The sequence below is a fragment of the Pseudomonas sp. RHF3.3-3 genome (genome assembly GCF_048069595.1).
GTDB lineage: Bacteria > Pseudomonadota > Gammaproteobacteria > Pseudomonadales > Pseudomonadaceae > Aquipseudomonas > Aquipseudomonas fuscovaginae_B.
This window is the reverse complement of the sequence record NZ_CP182250.1, coordinates 6,818,575-6,839,968: the sequence shown is the minus strand read 5'-3', so window position 1 is coordinate 6,839,968 and position 21,394 is coordinate 6,818,575. Positions and strand designations below refer to the sequence as shown.

Genomic DNA, 21,394 nt, shown 5'->3' with positions numbered 1-21,394 from the left:
AAAACGTTTGGAGCACTCGGCCAGCGGCCGACGGGGAATTTCATGACGCAAGCAAACAATGCCGTGTACACCGATCTGAGTGTCGATGATCTGGTCAAGGAAGCCCTGGCTCGTGGTGAAGGTGAGCTCGCCGATACCGGCGCGCTGGTGGTGCGTACCGGCCATCGTACCGGTCGTTCGCCGGTAGACCGTTTCATCGTCGAAGAGCCTTCCACCCAGGACGAAATCGCCTGGGGCCCGATCAACCGCAAGTTCCCGGCCGACAAGTTCGATGCCCTGTGGAACCGCGTCGAAGCCTTCGTCGGCGAGCGCGAGCGTTTTGTTTCCCACGTGCATGTAGGTTCCGACCCTGCACACTACCTGCCGGTCAAGATGACCACCGGCACTGCCTGGCACAACCTGTTCGGCCGTTGCCTGTTCATCAACCCGGAAGCCGGCCAGTACAACGCCGGTGGCAAGGCCGAGTGGCAGATCCTGAACGTGCCGGACTTCGAGTGCGTGCCCGAGCGCGATGGCACCAACTCCGATGGCACCGTGATCATCAACTTCGCGGCCAGGAAAGTCCTGATCGCCGGCATGCGCTACGCCGGTGAAATGAAGAAAGCCATGTTCTCGGTGCAGAACTTCCTGCTGCCGGCGGTCGACGTGCTGCCGATGCACTGCGCGGCCAACATGGGCGAAGCGGGCGACGTGACCCTGTTCTTCGGCCTGTCGGGCACCGGCAAGACCACCCTGTCGGCTGACGAAAGCCGCTACCTGATCGGTGACGACGAGCACGGTTGGGGCGAGGGCGTGGTGTTCAACATCGAAGGCGGTTGCTATGCCAAGTGCATCGACCTGTCCGAGAAGAACGAGCCGGTCATCTGGAAAGCCATCCAGCACGGCGCCGTGCTGGAAAACGTCGTGCTCGATGCCAACAAGAAGGCCGACTACGCCGACAGCAGCCTGACCCAGAACAGCCGTGCGGCCTACCCGCGTGAACTGATCGAAAAACGCGCACCGAAGAACCTCGGTGGCGAGCCGAACGCTGTCATCTTCCTGACCTGCGACCTGACAGGCGTACTGCCTCCAGTGTCGATCCTCAGCGAAGAGCAGGCGGCCTACCACTTCCTGTCCGGTTACACCGCGCTGGTCGGTTCGACCGAAATGGGTTCGGGCGGCGGCATCAAGTCGACCTTCTCCACCTGCTTCGGCGCGCCGTTCTTCCCGCGTCCGGCTGGCGTATACGCGGAGCTGCTGATCAAGCGCATCCGTGGTTTCGGCTCCAAGGTCTACCTGGTCAACACCGGCTGGACCGGCGGTGGCTACGGCGTGGGCAAGCGCTTCAACATCCCGACCACCCGTGGCGTTATCGCGGCGATCCAGAGCGGCGCTCTGGTCGGTGCCGAGACCGAGCACCTGGACACCATCAACCTGGACGTGCCACTGGCCGTCCCAGGCGTCGAAACCGGCCTGCTCAACCCACGCAACACCTGGGCTGACAAGGCTGCCTACGACGAAGCGGCGAAAGCCCTGGCTGGCCTGTTCATCGAGAACTTCAAGAAGTTCGACGTGAGCGACGCGATCAAGGCGGCTGGTCCGCAGTTGTAATCGGCCCTGCCATCGGCTTGAAAAAACCGCCCTTCGGGGCGGTTTTTATTGTCAGCTAAAAACTCTACGCCGCCGTCTTCAGGGTTTTCTTGCATGATCAGCCGCTACCTTCCTTGGCGAGTCTGCGACTTGTCGGCGCTTTCCCATGGGCTTTGAGTGGGGTTGCGGATCAGATTGGCAAGGTGGCCTTTTGCCTCCAGTGACTGGTCCACAAAAGCAAAATTTTCCACCTGAACATTAGACGTTTCGTACAAAAAGTCGGTATGTTCCGCTGCAAATTTTCCGGGGGTCATTCGACACCCGCGTCTTGAGCTTAAAGGGAGTTGAGTATGCATTTGCTTCGCATGGCTTCGGTATTTTCGTTGTGTGCCCTGGCCTGGTCGGTCCAGGCCGAGTCGCTGCCGGTCGAAGTGCTCAGCGCCGTGGTCAAGGACCAGAAGATCGCCGACGCCGACGTGCTGTTGCAGCGCAACGGCGAGCAGAATGTGGTCGGCAAGACCAACGCCCAGGGCCAGGTTACCCTCCAGAGCAGTTTCGCCGACGATGCCGGCAGCCTGCTGATCATCAAGAAGGCCGGTTACTCCAACCTGGTGGTCAAGTGCCCGTGCAAGGACATGACCTATGCCATCAGCCCGGTGATGCAGAACCTCGATGGCCTGCGCGTGGTGCTGACCTGGGGCAAGACCCCGGCGGACCTCGACTCGCACATGATCTTCCCCGGCAACAACATCTACTTCGAGCAGAAGCAGGGTGACGACGCCGACCTGGACGTGGATGACACCGACAGCTATGGCCCGGAAACCATCACCCTGCAGAAGAAGCACTACGGCGAGAGCTACGTCTATGCCGTACATGACTTCACCAACAGCGAAAATCCAGGCTCGCGCCAGCTGTCCAACAGCCAGGCCAAAGTGTTCGTCTACATGGGCCAGTCCCTGGTGCGCACCTACTACGTGCCGACCAACCGCAGCGGCAACCTGTGGACCGTATTCCGCATGACCGGTAATGGCGACTTCCAGGACATCAACACCTTCAGCGGTGTGAAGGTGGAACCGGCGAATGTGCTGAACGAAGTCTCGCCGCTGCTCGACGACAAGGTGGCGATTGCCGAAGTGGCGGTAAGCTCCACGGCCCAGGCCGATGCGCGAGCGTTGAACGTGAAGGGCGAGGCGGCCTACAAGGCCGGTGACCTGGAACAGTCGATCGCGCTGTTCCGCCAGGCTATCGACCTGAACAACAGCTTCGGCCAGGCCTACAGCAACCTCGGTCTGGCGTATCAGAAGGCCGGCAATACCGCCGAAGCCATCTGGGCCAACCGCAAGGCCATCGCGCTGGCATCCGGCAATTCAGCCAATACCGTGCGGGCCAGCTCCTACTACAACATTGCCCGTATCTATGAAAATGCCGGGCAGTTCTCCGACGCGCTGCGTCACTACGAACTGGCCAAGGAACAGAAGGCCAATCCGGTGTATGACACGGCGATCGAGCGGGTGAAAAATCGCTGAGTCTTCAGCCGGTCCAGTCTCGACAGCGCGCCATCTCCGGCGCGTTGTTCGTTTCCGGTTGCCGAATGCAACGAATGGGCTTGGAGCATCTGGCGTGCTTTGGGAGTGTCAGCGTGAGCTGTCGCTGAGCACTGCGTACTCATCACCGTCCAGCGTGAAGCCGGCGACTTCGTGCATGCCCAGGCGCGCATGGGCGCGTCGTGAGGCTTCGTTGTCCCGCCGAATGAAGAGAATCGCCTCGCGCCCCCGGTAATGGCGTTGGAGTTGCGCATAGAGCTGCGCCAGCAGGCCCTGGCCGCGTTCCGTGGCGGCGATGCAGGCCGGGCCATAGACGTAGGCGTCGGGGCTGCCGGGCCAGGCCGCCAGCATGGCCTGGATCGAGGGTGGCGCCGGTTGGGTGTCTTTTGCCGCGCTGAACAGTACGCCAACGACCTGGTCGTCGCGGCAGGCGACCACTACCGGAGCGTTGCCGAGGGCCATTTGCCTGACTTTTTCGAGCGGAAACTCTCCGGTCAGTGATCCACCCCGGGAAGGTGAATTGGCCTGGAGCAGTTGGGTGATGCCTTCGATATCGGCGGCGGTAGCGAGGTTGATCCTGTACATGAGTAGTCTCCTGAAGGGAGGCGAACTTACTGCATGGATGGCGCCAGGGCTTTCAGGTTACGCCCGGTGGTCGATTTTCGTACAGGTCACCGGGGTCGATCTTCAGTTCCCTGGCTGTGCCGGCGCCAGATCCTGCCCCACCGCCAGGCTGGCGCGGATCGCTGCCAGGGCGGCCTTGTAGTAGGTCCGGCCCTCGGGCGACTCGGCAAAGTTCGAGAACTCTTCCAGTTCCGGATCGGACAGGTCGCGATAGACGTAGAGCAGGGTGTTTTCCAGGTCGTTGCCGATCTGCTGCATCAGGCGCTCGCGTTGGCCGTTGAGCAGGCCCTGGGCGGTACCGGCACCGAGCAGGCCGGGGATCATCGAACTGAGGCTGTCGGCGGCGACACCGGCGATGGCCAGGCTGACCTCGGCACCGGCTTCGCGGGCCGGCAGGGCGTTGGCCAGGTGGTTGATCAGCAGTCGGCGCGTCGCGCTGGCTTCGATATGCGGCAGGCCCTGGGCGTTCTTCGCCAGTTGGTCGCGGCGGGTGGCGAGCAGTTCGGCGGCGACGATCTTGCGCCCCAGCGGTGACTGGAAGAACTTCAGCGCCGGGGCCGGGTTGGCCAGGTTTTGGCGCAATTGGGCTTCGGCCCGCTGGTCCATGGCCTGGGGGGCGAAGCGCTGGTTGCTGTTATTGACCAGGGCCTGGTAGACCGCCGGTGGCAGGCTGTTGCGGTATTTCTGCTGGGCGGCGCCCAGGGCATCGCTGAAATGCGCGCGCTGTTCTGGCCAACCGGCGACCTTGTACAACTGGTCGTGGCTGTCTGCCCAGGCGGGCATGGTGCAGAACATCAATAGCGAAAAAAGCAAACGGCGCATAGGGACTCCTGTCTACAGCCGACTATTCTCCCGGCGAGCGCCGGACTTGTCGAGAATTCGTATTGTCATGTCCGGCGGCTCTGTCGGATTCCTGGACGTACGGATACTATGCGCGCCATGCAAATACCTTCTGATCATCCGTTGCTGTTATCCATTGTCGACGACCTGGCCGAGCGCGGCTGGTCGCAACAGGAACTGTTCCTGCCTGCCGATCTGACTCGCGAGCTGGCTACCGAGTGCCGTAAACGTGCGGCAGACGGGGAACTGGCGCCGGCGGGTGTGGGGCGGGGTGCGGCGCAGCAGGTGCGCGAGGGCATCCGTGGCGACCACATCCAGTGGCTCGAACCGGGCCAGGCCGAGTCCTGCGACCGCTACCTGGAACTGATGAACAGCCTGCGCGAGGCGCTGAACCGTGGCTTGTACCTCGGGCTCGAGGATTTCGAGTGCCATTTCGCGTTGTACCCGGCCGGTGCCTTCTACCGCCGGCACCTGGACCGTTTTCGTGACGATGACCGGCGTTCGGTGTCGGCGGTGCTCTACCTGAACGACGAGTGGCAGCCGCAAGAGGGCGGCCAGTTGCGCATGTACCTGGCCGATGAGGTGGAGCGTGACGTACTGCCGACCGCTGGTTGCCTGATCGTGTTCCTCTCCGGCGATGTCCCCCACGAAGTGCTGCCGGCGACCCGCGAGCGCCTGTCGCTGACCGGCTGGTTCCGCCGACGCGGCGACGAGCCGTTCTGATGCCGCATAAGATCCTGGTCAGTCGCTGCCTGCTCGGGCATCGGGTGCGTTATGACGGCGGTGCCAGCGGCCCCTACGCGCAACTGGCCGCCTGGCAGGACGAAGGCCGGGTGGTGGCGCTGTGCCCGGAAGTGGCCGGCGGCCTGCCGACCCCACGGGCAGCGGCGGAGATTCCCGGCGGCCAGGGTGGGCAAGTGCTGGAGGGGATTGTCCGGGTCGTGACCCATGACGGCGCGGATGTCAGCCAGGCGTTCATTGACGGGGCCCGACAGGCGCTTGAACTGGTGCGGCGCCACGCCATACGGATTGCCGTGCTCAAGGCCAACAGCCCGTCCTGCGGCAATCTGCAGACCTACGACGGCACCTTCAGTGGCGTGAAGGTCGCCGGCGAGGGCGTGACTGCGGCCTTGCTCAGGCAGGCCGGCGTCCAGGTGTTCAGCGAACTGGAACTTCCCGAAGCCGCTGCCGCCCTGGCGCTGCTGGGCGCCTGCTGAGCCTGGCCCTCAAGGCTTGGGCGGCTCGCTCGCATCCATGCCGAACCATTTCTCCGACAACGCCATCAGCCTTCCGTCGGCTTTGATCCGCTGCAGGGCCAGGTTCAGGCTCGCCTGAAACGCCGGGTTGCCCTTCTGGAACGGGATGGCCAGGGTCACGGTCGGCCCCACGGGCGCGCCTTCCTTGACCGGCAGATGGCTGTCACGAATGGCGAAGGGGATCAGCAGACGATCGCTGATGGCGGCGTCGATCTGCTTGTCGGCCACATCCTTGAGCGGCTGCTGGGCATTCGGATAACTGCGCAGGTCGACGCCTTCGACCGTACGCGCCTGGTCGACGAACTGGCTACCTTGAGCTACACCCAAAGCACCCCCTCTGAGCGCTTCCAGAGTGCTGAGCGGTCGTTGCTCTTCCTTGCGCACGATCAACTGGGCGCTGGTGTAGCTGTAGGGTTCGCTGAAGTCGAAACGTTCCTTGAGTTCCGGGGTCAGTGCTATGTGATTGATGGCAATGTCGTACTTGCCGCTTTCCACGCCCTGCAGCAGATCGGCGGAGTCGGTGGTGATGAAGGACGGATTGACCTCGAGTTCCCGGGCCAGCAGCTCGCCCAGTTCGACTTCGAAGCCGGTCAGGTGCCCGTCATCCTTGAAGCCGAAGGGGCGCATGTCGCCCTCCAGGGCAATGCGCAGTTCGCCCCGGTCATTGACGTCGTCGATCAGTTCGGCCTGGGCGAAGGGGCTTGCGAGGGGCAGTAACAGCAACAGGCCAGGCAGCAAACGCATGGTCACTCCTAAGATGAAATCGAGCGGGCGATGCGCAACCGCCACCCGCTTTGCTTTATGTTTGTGGGCAAGTTTGGACAACGATTTGTCGTGAAGTTGTCATCACCCGCCACATTTTGTGGAAAAACCGGAGAAGTTAATGAAAACCTTAGTGTCTCGTGTAGCTTTAGCCACTGCCTTGCTGGGTTCCAGCTTCCTCGCCGTCGCCGCGGATGGCATTCCGCGCACGCCAGCGCCCAAGGGCGCCGAGGTGGAGATCGTCTCGCCGAAGGACGGCGCCACGGTCGACAAGACCTTCACCGTCAAGTTTGGCATGAAGGGCCTGGAGCTCAAGCCGGCCGGTGATGCCACCCCGAACTCCGGCCACCATCACCTGCTGGTCGACCAGAAGGAGCTGCCTGACCCGAGCCTGCCGATTCCGGCGACCGAGCAGGTGATCCACTACGGCAAGGCCCAGACCGAAACCCAGCTGACCCTGGCCCCGGGCAAGCACACCCTGCAACTGGTAGCGGGCGACAAGATCCACATGCAGTTCGAGCCGACGGTGGCCTCGAAGGTCATCACCGTCAATGTGAAATAGGCGGTCGCGCAAATGAAAAAGGGAGGCCTGCGAAGGCCTCCCTTTTTCGTTCAGCGCCGGGAGCTTAGAACAGTACGCGGGAACGGATGGTGCCGTTGACGTGCTGCAGCTTCTCTTGAGCCAGGTCCGAGTACTCGGCGTCGACGTCGATCACCACGTAGCCGACCTTCTCGTTGGTCTGCAGGAACTGACCGGAAATGTTGATGCCGTTTTCGGCGAAGACCTTGTTGATCTCGCTCATCACGCCCGGAATGTTCTGGTGGATGTGCAGCAGGCGGTGTTTGCCCGGGTGAGCCGGCAGGGCCACTTCCGGGAAGTTGACCGACGACACCGAGGTACCGTTGTCGCTGTACTTGACCAGCTTCTCCGCCACTTCCAGGCCGATGTTGGCCTGGGCTTCGGCGGTGGAACCACCGATGTGCGGGGTCAGGATCACGTTGTCCAGGCCACGCAGCGGGCTTTCGAAGATGTCGTCGTTGGAGCGTGGCTCCACCGGGAACACGTCGATGGCCGCGCCGATCAGGTGCTGGTCCTTGATCGCGTCCGCCAGGGCGTCCAGCTCGACCACGGTACCGCGGGCGGCGTTGATCAGGATGCCGCCCTTCTTGATCGCACGGATTTCCTTCTCGCCGATCATCCACTGGGTCTCGGCGGTTTCCGGAACGTGCAGGGTGACGATGTCGGACATGCCCAGCAGTTCGTGCAGGCTGGACACCTGGGTCGCATTGCCCAGTGGCAGCTTGGTCAGGGTGTCGTAGAAGAACACCTGCATGCCCAGGCCTTCGGCCAGGACCGACAACTGCGTACCGATCGAGCCGTAGCCGATGATCCCCAGTTTCTTGCCGCGGATCTCGAAGGAGTTGGCCGCGCTCTTGATCCAGCCACCCCGGTGGCAGGAAGCGTTCTTCTCGGGAATGCCGCGCAGCAGCAGGATCGCTTCGGCCAGCACCAGCTCGGCAACGGAGCGGGTGTTGGAGTACGGGGCGTTGAATACGGCGATGCCGCGCTCGCGAGCCGCGTCGAGGTCGACCTGGTTGGTACCGATACAGAAGCAGCCCACGGCGACGAGTTTCTTCGCGTGATCGAAGATTTCCTCAGTCAGTTGGGTGCGCGAGCGGATGCCGATGAAGTGGGCATCGGCGATCTTTTCCTTCAGTTCGGCGTCCGGCAGGGATTTGGTGTGGTACTCGATGTTGACGTACCCGGCGGCCTTGAGGACGTCGACTGCGGATTGGTGGACGCCTTCGAGAAGAAGGAACTTGATCTTGCTCTTATCGAGAGAAGTCTTGCTCATCTGCGTAAACCTGTGTCCCGGAGAAAAATGGCAGGAAAATGGACAGCTGGAGCTGACCTCACGGCGTATTCGCCGGCTCCGCAGGTCGGCCTCATAGCACGCTTCTGCGGGGGGCGTATGCTAGCATATGCGACCCGCAAACACTCATTCTGCGACGTGAAGCGTTCTCAGGGTGACCATGAAATGTTTGAGAGTTCTGTCGATGACCGATGCCGTCCTGATTGATGAACTGAAAACCCTGGTTGAACCCGGCAAGGTCCTGACCGACGCCGACTCCCTGAATGCCTACGGGAAGGACTGGACCAAACATTTCGCCCCTGCGCCCAGCGCTGTCGTGTTTCCCAGGACCATCGAGCAGGTCCAGGCCATCGTGCGCTGGGCCAACCGCCACCAGGTCGCACTGGTGCCATCCGGTGGCCGTACCGGCCTGTCCGCCGCCGCCGTCGCGGCCAATGGCGAGGTGGTGGTGTCGTTCGACTACATGAACCGGATTCTCGACATCAACCTCACCGACCGCACCGCCGTGTGCGAGCCGGGGGTGGTCACCGAGCAGTTGCAGAACCGCGCCGAGGAACATGGGTTGTACTACCCGGTGGATTTCGCCTCGGCGGGTTCCAGCCAGATTGGCGGCAATATCGGCACCAATGCTGGCGGAATCAAGGTGATTCGCTACGGCATGACCCGCAACTGGGTAGCCGGCCTGAAGGTCGTCACCGGCAAGGGCGACCTGCTGGAGCTGAACAAGGATCTGATCAAGAACGCCACCGGCTATGATCTGCGCCAACTGTTCATCGGTGCCGAGGGCACCCTGGGCTTCGTGGTCGAGGCCACCATGCGCCTGGACCGTGCGCCGAAGAACCTGACCTGCATGGTGCTCGGCACGCCCGATTTCGACTCGATCATGCCGGTATTGCACGCGTTCCAGGGCAAACTGGACCTGACCGCCTTCGAATTCTTCTCCGACAAGGCGTTGGCCAGGATCCTCGGCCGTGGCGACGTGCCGGCGCCGTTCGAAACCGAGTGTCCGTTCTACGCGCTGCTGGAGTTCGAGGCGACCACCGAGGAGGTGGCCAACCTCGCCCTGGAGACCTTCGAGCATTGCGTCGGGCAGGGCTGGGTGCTCGATGGTGTGATGAGCCAGAGCGAAACCCAGTTGCAGAACCTGTGGAAACTGCGCGAATACATCTCCGAGACCATTTCCCACTGGACGCCGTACAAGAACGACATTTCGGTCACGGTGTCGAAAGTTCCGGCGTTCCTCCAGGAAATCGACACGATCGTCCGTGAACACTACCCGGATTTCGAAGTCGTCTGGTACGGCCACATCGGCGATGGCAACCTGCACCTGAACATCCTCAAGCCGGACAGCCTGAGCAAGGACGAGTTCTTCGCCAAGTGCGCCACGGTCAACAAGTGGGTGTTCGAGATCGTCGAGAAGTACAACGGCTCGATTTCCGCCGAACACGGCGTGGGCATGACCAAGCGTGACTATCTCGCCTACAGCCGCTCCCCGGCCGAAATCGAATACATGAAGGCGATCAAGGCGGTGTTCGACCCGAACGGGATCATGAACCCGGGCAAGATCTTCGCGGTTTGAACCCCGCGTCACGATGACAAGCAGACCAGGAGACGCTCAATGAGCTATCAGCACCAGTATGTCGACGGTACCCCCATTCACTTCCCGCTGGGCAAGGTGGTCTGCATCGGCCGCAACTACGCCGAACACGCCAAGGAACTGGATAACCCGGTGCCTACCGAACCTTTGCTGTTCATCAAGCCGGGCAGTTGCGTGGTGTCGATCGAGAACGGTTTCAAGATTCCGGTCGACCGGGGTTCGGTGCATTACGAAGCGGAAATCGCCGTATTGATCGGCAAGCCGTTGTCGACCAAGCCGAGCCGGGAAGAGGTGCTCGATGCGATTTCCGGCTTCGCCCCGGCGCTGGACCTGACCCTGCGCGACAAGCAGGCGGAACTCAAAGCCAAGGGCCTGCCCTGGGAAATCGCCAAGTCGTTCGACGGCGCGGCGGTGCTCGCTCCATTCGTGGTCGGCAGCACTTTCCCCGACCTGACCCGTATCGGCATTCGCCTGACCATCAATGGCGAGGTCCGCCAGGACGGGATCAGCAGCGACATGCTCAACCCCATCGTGCCGATGATCCAGCACATGGCCGCGTGTTTCTCGCTGCAGGCCGGCGACGTGATTCTGACCGGTACGCCGGTAGGCGTGGGACCGCTGAACGTCGGTGACGAACTGGTGCTGGAATTGCCGGGCGTCAGCCGGTTCGAAAGCTGCGTTCGCTGAGACCTGGCCGTAGCCCTCTTCGCGTCAGGTTGCTGCGAAGAGGGCATCTTCCCCCCTGTTTCCATCTGCGTGACTTCCCGGCTTTTGCCGTTTTTTTCACATTCCGTCTGGATAATTTCCCGATCTGGCGCTGGGCCTTGCCTAGAGTGTTTGTCTGAATGCCATAAAGATCAGGAAAGTGCCTTCGCATGAGTGGTCAAACCTTTTCCTCTCCGTCTACCGCTGTTCGCTCCCGTTTCGCCCGACGCTGGTATTACTGGCTGCTGCTGGCGGCGCTGGTGATCGGGGTAGGGTTGTCCAGGTTCATGCACTGGGACGATCGCGGCCTGCTGTGGCTCAAGGAGCGTTTCGAAACCCCTGCCGAGCGCCAGCAGAGCGTCTGGCTGCCCGGCTACCGGGCGGTGATCGACGCCAAGCCCCTGGCGGGCATGGAGAAGGACGAGGCCTCTGACGTCAGCTACAGCCCGCGGACCAAAACCCTGTTCGCGGTGATGGGCAAGAACCCGTTCCTCGCCGAGCTGACCCTGCAGGGCGACGTGTTGCGCAAGATTCCCCTGGTCGGCTGGAACAATCCCGAGGCCGTCACGGTGCTGGAAGGCGACAGGATGGCGATCGTCGATGAGCGCATGCATCTCCTGACCATCGTCACTGTGGATGCGAATACCCGTGAGCTGAATATCAAGGACTTTCCGCAGTACGACCTCGGTCCCTCGAAGGATCAGAACAAGGCGTTCGAGGCGGTGGTCTGGGATGCCCGCAACCAGCAGATCCTGCTCGGCGAAGAGCGCCCACCGGCGCTGTTCGGCCTGCAAAGCGACGGTACCCGGTTCCTGGGCGAGAAGCGCAGATTGGCTGGCGACCAGCTGGATGTGCGCAATCTTTCAGCGTTGGCGATCGACCCGCGCACCCAGCATACGCTGGTGTTGTCGGCGGAGTCGCATCTGGTGCTGGAGTTGGATGAGAAGGGCAACCAGGTCAGTTTCATGACCCTGCTCGGTGGTTTCAACGGTTTGAAACACACCATTCCGCGTGCCGAGGGCGTGACCATTGACGAGGAAGGGGTCGTGTACGTGGTCAGCGAGCCGAACCTGTTCTACCGTTTCGAGAAGCAGTAGGTCTCAGCGCAGCAAGCGCCTGGGGCAAGCGTGGTGTCGCAGGATTAAGCTTGAATTCATGCCGTCGTGGTTAATTCGTCACCGGTCCTGTCTTCGAGCTTGCACACATGTATCAGACTTTGCGCCTGAACTCCCTGATCCCGTGGGTTGGTCTCTGTGCTCTGCTATTGATGGGATTCGTCGGCCAGCATTATCGGCTGTTCGAACGGGCCTGGTTCAACTGGCATGCCTGGTGGCAACCGAGCGAGGCAAGCATTGGCCTGGCGGATTACCGTGTGGTCATCGAGGCGCAGGCGATCGACGGGTTGGAGGACGATGTTTCTGCCCTGACCTTCGACCCCGTCAGAAAAAGCCTGTTCACCGTGACCAACAAGAATGCCGAATTGATCGAGCTGTCGCTCGATGGGCGTATCCTGCGGCGTATTCCGTTGCGTGGCTTCGGTGATCCCGAGGCCATCGAATTCATCAGCGCCGATACCTACGTCATCACCGATGAGCGCGGCCAGCGGCTGATCAAGGTTCGCCTGGGTGACGGCACGCGGTTTCTCGATGCGGCCGACGCCGAGCAACTGACCCTCGGTGTGAATCTGCCGGGGAACAAGGGCTTCGAGGGGCTGGCCTACGACTCGGTCGGCAGGCGACTGTTCGTGGCCAAGGAGCGCGATCCCCTGCTGATCTACGAGATCCATGGTTTTCCCTACCCTGAACCTGCGCAATCATCCGCCGTGCATGTGGCCAGCAATCCTCGCCGCGACGCCCGACTTTTCGTGCGTGATCTTTCCAGCCTGCAGTTCGACGAGCGCAGCGGGCATCTGCTGGCGCTCTCCGATGAGTCGCGGCTGGTATTGGAGCTCGATGTCGATGGGCGTCCAGTCGGCAGCCTGTCGTTGCTCAAGGGCCAGCAGGGGCTCGGCGCCAGCGTGCCTCAGGCCGAAGGCATTGCCATGGATGATGAGGGGACGCTGTACCTGATCAGCGAGCCGAATCTGTTCTACGTCTTCAAGCGCACTACAGAGTAAACCCCGGGCTTGCTGGTGATGAACGATGACGCGCAGCCCGGGCTGCGCGTCTGCTCCTGCCAACTCAGGCCTTGAGCGTCTTCACGCCTTCATGGGTGCCCAGCAGCAGCAGGTCCGCCGGGCGCGCCGCGAACAGGCCGTTGGTGACCACGCCGACGATCGCGTTGATCTGCGTTTCCAGCTCCACCGGGTTGGTGATCTGCAGGTTGTGCACATCGAGGATGATGTTGCCGTTATCGGTCACCACACCTTCGCGATACACCGGGTCGCCGCCGAGTTTCACCAACTGGCGCGCCACATGGCTGCGGGCCATCGGGATCACTTCCACCGGCAGCGGGAACGCGCCGAGCACCGGCACCAGCTTGCTGCCGTCGGCGATGCAGATGAAGGTCTTGGCCACGGCCGCGACGATCTTCTCGCGGGTCAGGGCCGCGCCGCCGCCCTTGATCAGGTTCAGGTGCGCGTCGCTTTCATCGGCGCCGTCGATGTAGAACTCCAGCTCGCTGACGGTATTGAGTTCGTACACCGGAATGCCATGGCCCTTGAGTCGCGCCGCAGTGGCCTCGGAGCTGGCGACCGCGCCATCGAAGGCGCTCTTGTGCCTGGCCAGGGCGTCGATGAAGCAGTTGGCGGTGGAGCCGGTGCCCACGCCGACGATGCTTTTCTCATCGAGCTTGGGAAGGATGAAGTCGACAGCGGCCTGGGCCACCGCCTGTTTGAGTTGATCCTGGGTCATGCGGGCTCCGGAAGCGGGCAAGGTGTGAGCGAAAGGCCGGCATTATAAGCGTCGGGCCGGCAAAAGGGGCGATCAAAACCTCAGGAACCCTGTGGTCGTTGCCGCGAGCGCTGGGTTAGACTCCTCGGTCCCTGCCCAACCCGCCAGTGATGCTTTCCGATGCTCGAACAGTACGTCAAGAAGATCCTCACCTCGCGCGTCTACGACGTCGCCGTGGAAACCCCGTTGCAGAGCGCCCGCCAGCTTTCCGAGCGGCTGGGCAACCAGGTCCTGCTCAAGCGCGAGGACCTGCAGCCGGTGTTTTCCTTCAAGATTCGCGGCGCCTACAACAAGCTGACCCAGCTCAGCGATGCCGAGCGCGCCCGTGGCGTGGTCACCGCGTCAGCGGGCAACCATGCCCAGGGTCTGGCCCTGGCGGCCAAGGTGCTGGGGGTCAAGGCGACGATCGTGATGCCCAAGACCACGCCGGAAATCAAGGTCGAGGGCGTGCGTTCCCGTGGCGGCAAGGTGGTGTTGCATGGCGACTCCTTCCCGGAAGCACTGGCCTACTCGTTGAAACTGGTCGAGGAAAAGGGCTACGTCTACATTCACCCCTACGACGATCCCCACACCATTGCCGGGCAGGGCACCGTGGCAATGGAAATCCTGCGCCAGCACCCCGGGCAGTTGGACGCGATCTTCGTGCCGGTCGGTGGTGGCGGGCTGATCGCCGGGATCGCGGCCTACGTGAAGTACCTGCGCCCGGAGATCAAGGTGATCGGTGTCGAACCGGACGACTCCAACTGCCTGCAACAGGCCATGGCCGCCGGTGAACGGGTGGTGCTGCCTTCGGTGGGGATCTTCGCCGATGGCGTCGCCGTGGCCCAGATCGGCCAGCACACCTTCGATATCTGCAAGGACCATGTCGATGAGGTGATCACCGTCAGCACCGACGAGATCTGTGCGGCGATCAAGGACATCTACGATGATACCCGTTCGATCACCGAGCCGGCCGGCGCGCTGGGCGCCGCCGGGATCAAGAAGTACGTCGAGCAGCGCAAGGTCAGCGGGCAGACCCTGGTGGCCATCGACTCCGGCGCCAACGTCAACTTCGACCGCCTGCGCCATGTCGCCGAGCGCGCCGAGCTGGGTGAAGGCCGCGAGGCGATCATCGCCGTGACCATTCCCGAGCAGCCGGGCAGCTTCAAGGCGTTCTGCGAGGCCATCGGCAAGCGCCAGATCACCGAATTCAACTATCGCTACCACACCGGCAGCGAAGCGCACATCTTCGTCGGCGTGCAGACTCACCCCGACAGCGACCCGCGCAATGTGCTGATCGAAAGCCTGACCAGCCAGGGTTTCCCGGTGCTGGACATGACCGACAACGAACTGGCCAAGCTGCATATCCGCCACATGGTGGGCGGCCATGCGGCACGGGTCAGCGACGAAATGGTGTTGCGCTTCGAGTTCCCGGAGCGTCCGGGGGCGCTGTTCAACTTCCTCAACAAGCTCGGCGGGCGCTGGAACATCTCGATGTTCCACTATCGCAACCATGGCGCGGCCGATGGACGGGTGGTTGCCGGCCTGCAGGTGCCGAGCGAGGAGCGGCACCTGGTTCCCGCCGCGTTGGCGGAAATCGGCTACCCGTACTGGGATGAAAGCGACAACCCGGCCTATCGCCTGTTTCTGGGCTGAAACGGGGCGGATGACTGCTACGCTGATGGGCAACCACCAAGGAAAAAGAGCGAGATGGAAACCTTCACCGCCCTGAAAGTGCTGCACAGCACGGTTACGGTGCTGCTTCTGGGCAGCATGCTGGCCGTGGCCCTCTGGTTCTGGCGCGGGCGCCGGGCCGGCGACCTGGCAATCCCGGGGCGGGTCCTGAAGATGCCCTGGGTACTGGCCTGGTGGCTGATGGCCCTGTGCCTGGTGGTGCAGCCGGTCAGCGGCTGGTGGCTGGTGCACCTGGGTGGTTTCCCGCTGGGCCAGACCTGGCTGCTCGGCTCCAGCGTGCTCTACACTTTCGGTTGCCTGGCCTGGGCCTGGCTCGTGGTGCGGCTCAATCGCCTGCGCCGGGGCGAGGCGGGCGGCCGTTGGAAATTCACGCTGACGCTGGCAATCTTCAGTACGCTGTGTTTCGTCGGGATCGCTGCCCTGATGGGCGCCAAACCGGTTTAGTCCGCCAGGGATCGTCATGAAAGTTCTTCTGGTGGGGGCCACGGGTTTCGTGGGTCGCCACCTGCTTGCCGCGCTGACCGCCAACGGTCATGAGGTGATCGCTACCAGCCGGCGTCGCCATTCCCGGGATTTGTCCGAAGTCGAGTGGCAGGTTCTCGATCTGGATCTGCTGGCCAGCGATCCCCAGCACTTCGTGATCCCCCCGGGCGTCGATCTGCTGATCAACGCGGCGGGCCTGATGAGTGTCGATCGCCAAGCCTTGCAGCGCACCCAGGATCGCGGCACGCGGGCGCTGTTCGACCTGGCGGCGGCGCGGGGGCTGCGGGTCCTGCATATTTCCGCGTTGGGCGCCGGCGAGCAGCCGGACGTGCCTTTCCTGGCCAGCAAGGCGGCAGCCGATGCCCACCTGATGGAACTGGGCGTATCCGCTGTGGTGTTGCGGCCGTCGTTGCTGGTGGGCGCGGGCGGGACGAGCAGTGGCTGGTTGACGCGCCTGTCGCCCTGGCCGCTGATTCCCCTGCTCGATCTTGAGGCCCGCTTGCAGCCGGTGCATATCGATGACTTGTCCGGTGCGGTGCTGGCGTTGTTGCGGCACTGGCCGTCTTCCTCGCGGGTGCTGCCGTTGGTCGGGCCGCAAGCCTTGACCGTGGCGCAACTGCTTGATCACCTGCGCGCGGCCCAGGGCTGGGCGCCGGCACGTTACCTGAGAATCCCCTCATGGCTGGCGACGGCAGGTGCCTGGTGTGGCGAGCGCCTGGGTTGGCTGGCGTGGAATCGCCAGTGCCTGCGCATGGCCCGGCGCGACAATGTCGCCGATCCCGAATTGCTGGGGGCGCTGTGCGGCTACCGGGCGGCGCCGTTGGCGACCCATCTGGTCGACTGGCCGAACGCCGCGCAAAGCGTCCAGGCGGCCCTGCGCCCACTGATGCTGGCGGTGATGCTGCTGATCTGGTTCGGCACGGCCGCGGTCTGTCTGGGGCCGGGTTACGACTGGAGCCTGCGGATCATGGCCGAATCCGGCGTGACGGGCGAGGCTGCGCGTTTCGCCGTGTGGCTCGGTTCGTTGTGCGATGCCCTGCTCGGGTTGGGCATGCTGCTGCGGCGCTGGCGCCGCCGGGCGTTGCAGGCCCAGTTGCTGCTGATGGCCGGCTACACCCTGATCATCACCCTGGTGCTGCCGCACTACTGGTTTGACCCCTACGCTGCCGTCGCCAAGAACCTGGTGCTGATGGTCGCGACTCTTTGGCTGTTATGGACTGAACCGCGTCGATGAGCGCCTACCTGATACTCAAGACCCTGCATATCCTGTCTTCCACCATTCTCTTCGGCCTCGGCGCCGGCTCCGCCTATTACGCCTTGCGTGCCTGGCGTACCGGCAGGGTCGAGGTGATCGCCGTAACGTTCCGCCATCTGGTGTTCGCCGATTGGGCCTTCACCACCACCACGGCGGTGTTCCAGCCGTTGAGCGGCCTGGGGCTGGCGCACCTGGCGGGCTGGCCGCTGACCCAGGGCTGGCTGCTGTGGAGCATGGGCTTGTTCGTGCTGGCGGGGATCTGCTGGTTGCCGGTGGTGTGGCTGCAGATCCGCGTGCACAGGATGGCCGATCAGGCACTGCGAGAGGGGGCGCCAATGCCGCTGAAGGCGCAGACATACATGCGCTGGTGGTTTGCGCTGGGTTGGCCGGCGTTCCTGGCGTTCATGGCGATTTTCTACCTGATGGTGGCCAAGCCGGTCTGAGCGTCTTGTGGTGCTCTTGCGGGCCTCTTCGCGGGCAAGCCCTGCTCCTACAGATTCGAGGCGTACTGGGCTCTTGTGTACGACACGGTCCTGTAGGAGCAGGGCTTGCCCGCGAAGAGGCCGCCAGGTCTTGCCTGGCTCCAGGGGGTCAGCCGCGCAGGCTGATCACTGGCCAGCCACGCCGCTCGGCCTCGGCCCGCAGGTTCGGGTCCGGGTCCACCGCCACCGGATTGCTCACCTGCTCCAGCAATGGCAGATCGTTCATCGAATCGCTGTAGAAGTAGCTGTCCTGCAGGCTGTGCCCGGTCTCTTCCAGCCAGCGGTTCAGGCGCGTCACCTTGCCTTCGCGAAAGCACGGCACGTCGGTGCTGCGCCCGGTGTAGCGGCCGTCGATCATTTCACACTCGGTGGCGATCAGGGTCTCGACGCCCAGGCGTGCGGCAATCGGTCCGGTCACGAAACGGTTGGTCGCGGTGATGATGACCAGCTTGTCGCCGGCATCGCGATGCCGGGCCAGCAGTTCCAGGGCCTTGGGCAGGACGATCGGCTCGATGCAGTCGCGCATGTAGTCGCGGTGCCATTCATCCAGTTGCGCCCTCTCGGTGCGACCGAGAATTTCCAGGCAGAAGTTCAGGTACTCGGCGTTGTCCAGCTTGCCGGCCAGGTAGTCCTGATAGAACTCGTCGTTGCGGGTTTTGTAGGCCACCGGGTCGAGAATACCCCGTTCGCACAGGTAATCGCCCCAGGCGTGGTCGCTGTCGCCGCCCAAAAGTGTGTTGTCCAAGTCGAATAAAGCCAGACGCATTGCAGTTACTCGCTGAAAAGCCTGTAAAAAGGCGATCAGAATACGGTCTTTTCACAAGAGTGCACATAAGGTATGGCGGTGCGTTGCTGCTTTCACAACCTTTGTGGAACAATGCGATGACATGCGTTTACGAGGTGGTTGCCGTGATCGACCCCGATGGTTTCCGTCCTAATGTCGGGATAATTCTGACGAATGATGCTGGTCAGGTCTTATGGGCCCGGCGCATCAATCAAGATGCATGGCAGTTTCCGCAAGGTGGGATCAATCCTGACGAGACGCCTGAAGAGGCCTTGTACCGCGAATTGAACGAAGAAGTCGGCCTGGAACGAGAGGATGTGCAAATTCTGGCCTGTACCCGGGGCTGGTTGCGCTATCGTTTGCCGCAACGTCTGGTGCGTACCCACAGCCAACCGCTGTGCATCGGCCAGAAGCAGAAATGGTTTCTCCTGCGCCTGCTGTCCAACGAGCAGCGGGTGCGGATGGATCTGACCGGTAAACCGGAGTTCGATGGCTGGCGCTGGGTCAGCTATTGGTACCCGTTGGGCCAGGTGGTGACATTCAAGCGCGAGGTTTATCGTCGCGCGCTCAAAGAGCTTGCCCCGCGCCTTTTAACGCGCGACTGACACGGAGTTCGACCCCGAGCCATGCTCAATACGCTGCGCAAGATCGTCCAGGAAGTTAACTCCGCCAAGGATCTCAAGACGGCGTTGGGGATTATTGTCTTGCGCGTCAAAGAGGCCATGGGCAGCCAGGTCTGCTCGGTCTACTTGCTCGACCCCGAGACCAATCGCTTCGTACTGATGGCCACCGAAGGCCTGAACAAACGCTCCATCGGCAAGGTCAGCATGGCGCCGAACGAGGGCCTGGTCGGCCTGGTCGGCACGCGCGAGGAACCGCTGAACCTCGAAAATGCCGCCGATCACCCACGCTATCGCTACTTCGCCGAGACCGGCGAGGAGCGTTACGCGTCATTCCTCGGCGCGCCCATCATCCACCACCGTCGCGTCGTCGGCGTGTTGGTCATCCAGCAGAAGGAACGTCGCCAGTTCGACGAGGGCGAAGAAGCCTTCCTGGTGACCATGAGCGCCCAGCTGGCCGGGGTTATCGCCCATGCCGAGGCGACCGGCTCCATCCGTGGCCTGGGCCGTGAAGGTAAGGGCATCCAGGAAACCAAGTTCGTCGGCGTGCCGGGCTCGCCGGGCGCGGCGGTCGGTACCGCGGTGGTCATGTTGCCGCCAGCTGACCTGGACGTGGTGCCGGACAAGGCCATCACCGATATCGACGCCGAGCTGGCGCTGTTCAAGACGGCCATCGAGGGCGTGCGCAACGACATGCGCACCCTGTCGGCCAAGCTGGCCACCCAGTTGCGGCCGGAAGAACGGGCGTTGTTCGACGTCTACCTGATGATGCTCGACGATGCCTCGCTGGGCAGCGAAGTCACCAACGTCATCAAGACCGGTCAGTGGGCCCAGGGCGCCTTGCGCCAGGTGGTCACCGATCACGTCAACCGCTTCGAACTGATGGATGACGACTACCTGCGCGAGCGCGCCTCGGACGTCAAGGACCTGGGTCGCCGCCTGCTGGCCTACCTGCAGTCCGAGCGCCAGCAGAACATGGTCTACCCGAAGAACACCATCCTGGTCAGTGAGGAACTGACCGCGACCATGCTCGGCGAGGTGCCGGAAGGCAACCTGGTCGGCCTGGTGTCGGTGCTCGGTTCGGGTAACTCCCACGTCGCGATCCTGGCCCGGGCCATGGGCATCCCGACGGTGATGGGCCTGGTCGACCTGCCGTATTCCAAGGTCGATGGCATCGAGCTGATCGTCGACGGCGCCCGCGGCGAAGTCTTCACCAACCCCGGCGAGTTGCTGCGCAAGCAGTACGTCAGCGTGGTGGAGGAGGAGCGCCAGCTGTCCCAGGGCCTCGATGCCCTGCGCGAACTGCCTTGCGTGACCACCGATGGCCACCGCATGCCGCTGTGGGTCAACACCGGCCTGCTCGCCGACGTCGCCCGCGCGCAACAGCGTGGCGCGGAAGGCGTGGGCCTGTACCGCACCGAAGTGCCGTTCATGATCAACCAGCGCTTCCCGAGCGAGAAGGAACAGCTGGCGATCTACCGCGAGCAGCTTTCGGCGTTCCATCCGCAGCCGGTGACCATGCGCAGCCTGGACGTCGGTGGTGACAAGTCGCTGTCGTACTTCCCGATCGTCGAGGACAACCCGTTCCTCGGCTGGCGCGGCATTCGCGTGACACTCGACCACCCGGAAATCTTCCTGGTGCAGACCCGGGCCATGCTCAAGGCCAGTGAAGGCCTGAACAACCTGCGTATCCTGCTGCCGATGATCTCCGGCACCCACGAGGTGGAAGAAGCACTGCATCTTATCCACAGGGCCTGGGGCGAAGTGCGCGACGAAGGCACTGACGTGCCGATGCCGCCGGTGGGGGTGATGGTCGAGATTCCGGCGGCGGTGTACCAGACCCGCGAACTGGCGCGTCAGGTGGATTTCCTCTCGGTCGGCTCCAACGACCTGACCCAGTACCTGCTGGCCGTCGACCGCAACAACCCACGGGTCGCCGACCTGTACGATTACCTGCACCCGGCGGTGCTGCAGGCCCTGCAGAACGTGGTGCGCGATGCCCATGCCGAAGGCAAGCCGGTGAGCATCTGCGGCGAGATGGCGGGCGATCCGGCGGCGGCGGTGCTGTTGATGGCGATGGGCTTCGACAGCCTGTCGATGAACGCCACCAACCTGCCGAAGGTGAAATGGATGCTGCGCCAGATCAGCCTGAGCAAGTCGCAGGAATTGCTGGCCCAGGTGATGACCATCGACAACCCGCAAGTTATCCACAGCACCCTGCAATTGGCCCTGAAGAACCTCGGGCTGGGGCGGATGGCCAATCCGGTGGTCAAGCACTGATCATCGGTAGGTGTGACGCGGAGCGTCACTGGCGGCATTCCCGCGCGGAGCGTGGGAACGATCAGTCTTCGCAACCCATCTCGATCATCCCCGCACTCCGTGGCCCGCTCCGATCCTGCCCACGCTCCGCGTGGGCAGGCATCCCGGGATACTC

Annotated in this window: 21 protein-coding genes; 15 read left to right on the top strand and 6 right to left on the bottom strand. The window is 63.0% G+C overall.

The features are described 5' to 3' along the window. Nucleotides 1-42 precede the first annotated feature (42 nt). Nucleotides 43-1,590 carry a phosphoenolpyruvate carboxykinase gene (locus ACMGT0_RS30185; protein ID WP_054058632.1) on the top strand — a complete coding sequence of 516 codons (1,548 nt, stop codon included), beginning with the start codon at nucleotides 43-45 and terminating at the stop codon, nucleotides 1,588-1,590. A 329-nt stretch (nucleotides 1,591-1,919) separates the two neighbouring features. After that, nucleotides 1,920-3,095 (top strand): tetratricopeptide repeat protein, encoded by a 1,176-nt coding sequence (locus ACMGT0_RS30180; protein ID WP_416770901.1) that lies wholly within the window; start codon nucleotides 1,920-1,922, stop codon nucleotides 3,093-3,095. Nucleotides 3,096-3,203: 108 nt separating this feature from the next. Here ACMGT0_RS30180 and ACMGT0_RS30175 read toward each other — a convergent pair whose 3' ends face one another. Next, on the bottom strand, nucleotides 3,204-3,698 hold the full coding sequence (locus tag ACMGT0_RS30175) for a GNAT family N-acetyltransferase (protein ID WP_273823290.1): 495 nt from the start codon (nucleotides 3,696-3,698) through the stop codon (nucleotides 3,204-3,206). Nucleotides 3,699-3,800: 102 nt separating this feature from the next. Beyond that, nucleotides 3,801-4,559, bottom strand: a complete 759-nt coding sequence (locus tag ACMGT0_RS30170) for a DUF2059 domain-containing protein (RefSeq protein WP_054058635.1) — start codon at nucleotides 4,557-4,559, stop codon at nucleotides 3,801-3,803. 108 nt (nucleotides 4,560-4,667) lie between these two features. On the opposite strand from ACMGT0_RS30170, the gene ACMGT0_RS30165 reads away from it, so the two are divergent. Both ACMGT0_RS30165 and ACMGT0_RS30160 read left to right on the top strand, forming a co-directional pair. Next, on the top strand, nucleotides 4,668-5,300 hold the full coding sequence (locus tag ACMGT0_RS30165; protein WP_054063577.1) for a 2OG-Fe(II) oxygenase: 633 nt from the start codon (nucleotides 4,668-4,670) through the stop codon (nucleotides 5,298-5,300). Then, nucleotides 5,300-5,794 carry a DUF523 domain-containing protein gene (locus ACMGT0_RS30160; protein WP_054058637.1) on the top strand — a complete coding sequence of 165 codons (495 nt, stop codon included), beginning with the start codon at nucleotides 5,300-5,302 and terminating at the stop codon, nucleotides 5,792-5,794. The genes ACMGT0_RS30165 and ACMGT0_RS30160 overlap by 1 nt, the downstream gene beginning before the upstream one ends. A 9-nt stretch (nucleotides 5,795-5,803) precedes the next feature. Here ACMGT0_RS30160 and ACMGT0_RS30155 read toward each other — a convergent pair whose 3' ends face one another. Then, nucleotides 5,804-6,577: a transporter substrate-binding domain-containing protein gene (locus tag ACMGT0_RS30155; RefSeq protein WP_054058638.1), complete on the bottom strand. Its 774-nt coding sequence runs from the start codon at nucleotides 6,575-6,577 to the stop codon at nucleotides 5,804-5,806. Between the two features lie 139 nt (nucleotides 6,578-6,716). On the opposite strand from ACMGT0_RS30155, the gene ACMGT0_RS30150 reads away from it, so the two are divergent. After that, on the top strand, nucleotides 6,717-7,157 hold the full coding sequence (locus ACMGT0_RS30150; protein ID WP_054063574.1) for a DUF4399 domain-containing protein: 441 nt from the start codon (nucleotides 6,717-6,719) through the stop codon (nucleotides 7,155-7,157). Between the two features lie 64 nt (nucleotides 7,158-7,221). Here ACMGT0_RS30150 and serA read toward each other — a convergent pair whose 3' ends face one another. Continuing rightward, on the bottom strand, nucleotides 7,222-8,451 hold the full coding sequence (gene serA, locus ACMGT0_RS30145; protein ID WP_017903268.1) for a phosphoglycerate dehydrogenase: 1,230 nt from the start codon (nucleotides 8,449-8,451) through the stop codon (nucleotides 7,222-7,224). A 202-nt stretch (nucleotides 8,452-8,653) separates the two neighbouring features. On the opposite strand from serA, the gene ACMGT0_RS30140 reads away from it, so the two are divergent. The 4 genes from ACMGT0_RS30140 (at nucleotide 8,654) to ACMGT0_RS30125 (ending at nucleotide 12,887) form a co-directional block, all read left to right on the top strand. Beyond that, nucleotides 8,654-10,048: an FAD-binding oxidoreductase gene (locus ACMGT0_RS30140; protein ID WP_054063573.1), complete on the top strand. Its 1,395-nt coding sequence runs from the start codon at nucleotides 8,654-8,656 to the stop codon at nucleotides 10,046-10,048. A gap of 39 nt (nucleotides 10,049-10,087) precedes the next feature. Further along, nucleotides 10,088-10,753, top strand: a complete 666-nt coding sequence (locus tag ACMGT0_RS30135; protein WP_054058641.1) for a fumarylacetoacetate hydrolase family protein — start codon at nucleotides 10,088-10,090, stop codon at nucleotides 10,751-10,753. Between the two features lie 188 nt (nucleotides 10,754-10,941). Continuing rightward, nucleotides 10,942-11,868, top strand: coding sequence for an SdiA-regulated domain-containing protein (locus ACMGT0_RS30130; RefSeq protein ID WP_054063572.1), 927 nt, complete (start codon nucleotides 10,942-10,944; stop codon nucleotides 11,866-11,868). 107 nt (nucleotides 11,869-11,975) lie between these two features. Continuing rightward, on the top strand, nucleotides 11,976-12,887 hold the full coding sequence (locus tag ACMGT0_RS30125; RefSeq protein WP_273823297.1) for an SdiA-regulated domain-containing protein: 912 nt from the start codon (nucleotides 11,976-11,978) through the stop codon (nucleotides 12,885-12,887). A gap of 64 nt (nucleotides 12,888-12,951) precedes the next feature. Here ACMGT0_RS30125 and rpiA read toward each other — a convergent pair whose 3' ends face one another. Continuing rightward, nucleotides 12,952-13,623: a ribose-5-phosphate isomerase RpiA gene (gene rpiA / locus ACMGT0_RS30120; protein WP_416770900.1), complete on the bottom strand. Its 672-nt coding sequence runs from the start codon at nucleotides 13,621-13,623 to the stop codon at nucleotides 12,952-12,954. A 159-nt stretch (nucleotides 13,624-13,782) separates the two neighbouring features. On the opposite strand from rpiA, the gene ilvA reads away from it, so the two are divergent. The 4 genes from ilvA to ACMGT0_RS30100 are packed head-to-tail and all read left to right on the top strand — an operon-like array spanning nucleotide 13,783 to nucleotide 17,517. Beyond that, nucleotides 13,783-15,297 (top strand): threonine ammonia-lyase, biosynthetic, encoded by a 1,515-nt coding sequence (gene ilvA / locus ACMGT0_RS30115; protein WP_054058645.1) that lies wholly within the window; start codon nucleotides 13,783-13,785, stop codon nucleotides 15,295-15,297. A 54-nt stretch (nucleotides 15,298-15,351) separates the two neighbouring features. Continuing rightward, nucleotides 15,352-15,780, top strand: coding sequence for a DUF2269 family protein (locus ACMGT0_RS30110; RefSeq protein WP_054058646.1), 429 nt, complete (start codon nucleotides 15,352-15,354; stop codon nucleotides 15,778-15,780). A 16-nt stretch (nucleotides 15,781-15,796) separates the two neighbouring features. Continuing rightward, nucleotides 15,797-17,053 carry an SDR family oxidoreductase gene (locus ACMGT0_RS30105; RefSeq protein ID WP_416770899.1) on the top strand — a complete coding sequence of 419 codons (1,257 nt, stop codon included), beginning with the start codon at nucleotides 15,797-15,799 and terminating at the stop codon, nucleotides 17,051-17,053. Next, nucleotides 17,050-17,517, top strand: coding sequence for a DUF2269 family protein (locus ACMGT0_RS30100; protein ID WP_416770898.1), 468 nt, complete (start codon nucleotides 17,050-17,052; stop codon nucleotides 17,515-17,517). Before ACMGT0_RS30105 ends, ACMGT0_RS30100 begins: the two co-directional genes overlap by 4 nt. Before the next feature lie 148 nt (nucleotides 17,518-17,665). Here ACMGT0_RS30100 and ACMGT0_RS30095 read toward each other — a convergent pair whose 3' ends face one another. Next, a complete protein-coding gene (locus tag ACMGT0_RS30095) occupies nucleotides 17,666-18,322 on the bottom strand; it encodes an HAD family hydrolase (protein ID WP_054058648.1) in 657 nt (218 codons plus the stop codon). 143 nt (nucleotides 18,323-18,465) lie between these two features. Between ACMGT0_RS30095 and ACMGT0_RS30090 the strand changes: the two genes are divergently transcribed. Both ACMGT0_RS30090 and ptsP read left to right on the top strand, forming a co-directional pair. Next, a complete protein-coding gene (locus ACMGT0_RS30090) occupies nucleotides 18,466-18,945 on the top strand; it encodes an RNA pyrophosphohydrolase (RefSeq protein WP_026145062.1) in 480 nt (159 codons plus the stop codon). Nucleotides 18,946-18,966: 21 nt separating this feature from the next. After that, nucleotides 18,967-21,240: a phosphoenolpyruvate--protein phosphotransferase gene (gene ptsP, locus ACMGT0_RS30085; protein ID WP_054058649.1), complete on the top strand. Its 2,274-nt coding sequence runs from the start codon at nucleotides 18,967-18,969 to the stop codon at nucleotides 21,238-21,240. Nucleotides 21,241-21,394 lie beyond the last annotated feature (154 nt).

Excerpts from the sequence above, each read along its gene's own strand:
- ACMGT0_RS30175 (WP_273823290.1), bottom strand. The coding sequence starts at position 3,698 with ATGTACAGGATCAACCTCGCTACCGCCGCCGATATCGAAGGCATCACC.
- ACMGT0_RS30125 (WP_273823297.1), top strand. The coding sequence starts at position 11,976 with ATGTATCAGACTTTGCGCCTGAACTCCCTGATCCCGTGGGTTGGTCTC.
- rpiA (WP_416770900.1), bottom strand. The coding sequence starts at position 13,623 with ATGACCCAGGATCAACTCAAACAGGCGGTGGCCCAGGCCGCTGTCGAC.
- ACMGT0_RS30170 (WP_054058635.1), bottom strand. The coding sequence starts at position 4,559 with ATGCGCCGTTTGCTTTTTTCGCTATTGATGTTCTGCACCATGCCCGCC.
- ACMGT0_RS30180 (WP_416770901.1), top strand. The coding sequence starts at position 1,920 with ATGCATTTGCTTCGCATGGCTTCGGTATTTTCGTTGTGTGCCCTGGCC.
- ACMGT0_RS30130 (WP_054063572.1), top strand. The coding sequence starts at position 10,942 with ATGAGTGGTCAAACCTTTTCCTCTCCGTCTACCGCTGTTCGCTCCCGT.
- ACMGT0_RS30135 (WP_054058641.1), top strand. The coding sequence starts at position 10,088 with ATGAGCTATCAGCACCAGTATGTCGACGGTACCCCCATTCACTTCCCG.
- ptsP (WP_054058649.1), top strand. The coding sequence starts at position 18,967 with ATGCTCAATACGCTGCGCAAGATCGTCCAGGAAGTTAACTCCGCCAAG.
- ACMGT0_RS30095 (WP_054058648.1), bottom strand. The coding sequence starts at position 18,322 with ATGCGTCTGGCTTTATTCGACTTGGACAACACACTTTTGGGCGGCGAC.
- serA (WP_017903268.1), bottom strand. The coding sequence starts at position 8,451 with ATGAGCAAGACTTCTCTCGATAAGAGCAAGATCAAGTTCCTTCTTCTC.
- ACMGT0_RS30110 (WP_054058646.1), top strand. The coding sequence starts at position 15,352 with ATGGAAACCTTCACCGCCCTGAAAGTGCTGCACAGCACGGTTACGGTG.
- ilvA (WP_054058645.1), top strand. The coding sequence starts at position 13,783 with ATGCTCGAACAGTACGTCAAGAAGATCCTCACCTCGCGCGTCTACGAC.
- ACMGT0_RS30100 (WP_416770898.1), top strand. The coding sequence starts at position 17,050 with ATGAGCGCCTACCTGATACTCAAGACCCTGCATATCCTGTCTTCCACC.
- ACMGT0_RS30165 (WP_054063577.1), top strand. The coding sequence starts at position 4,668 with ATGCGCGCCATGCAAATACCTTCTGATCATCCGTTGCTGTTATCCATT.
- ACMGT0_RS30155 (WP_054058638.1), bottom strand. The coding sequence starts at position 6,577 with ATGCGTTTGCTGCCTGGCCTGTTGCTGTTACTGCCCCTCGCAAGCCCC.
- ACMGT0_RS30160 (WP_054058637.1), top strand. The coding sequence starts at position 5,300 with ATGCCGCATAAGATCCTGGTCAGTCGCTGCCTGCTCGGGCATCGGGTG.
- ACMGT0_RS30150 (WP_054063574.1), top strand. The coding sequence starts at position 6,717 with ATGAAAACCTTAGTGTCTCGTGTAGCTTTAGCCACTGCCTTGCTGGGT.
- ACMGT0_RS30140 (WP_054063573.1), top strand. The coding sequence starts at position 8,654 with ATGACCGATGCCGTCCTGATTGATGAACTGAAAACCCTGGTTGAACCC.
- ACMGT0_RS30185 (WP_054058632.1), top strand. The coding sequence starts at position 43 with ATGACGCAAGCAAACAATGCCGTGTACACCGATCTGAGTGTCGATGAT.
- ACMGT0_RS30105 (WP_416770899.1), top strand. The coding sequence starts at position 15,797 with ATGAAAGTTCTTCTGGTGGGGGCCACGGGTTTCGTGGGTCGCCACCTG.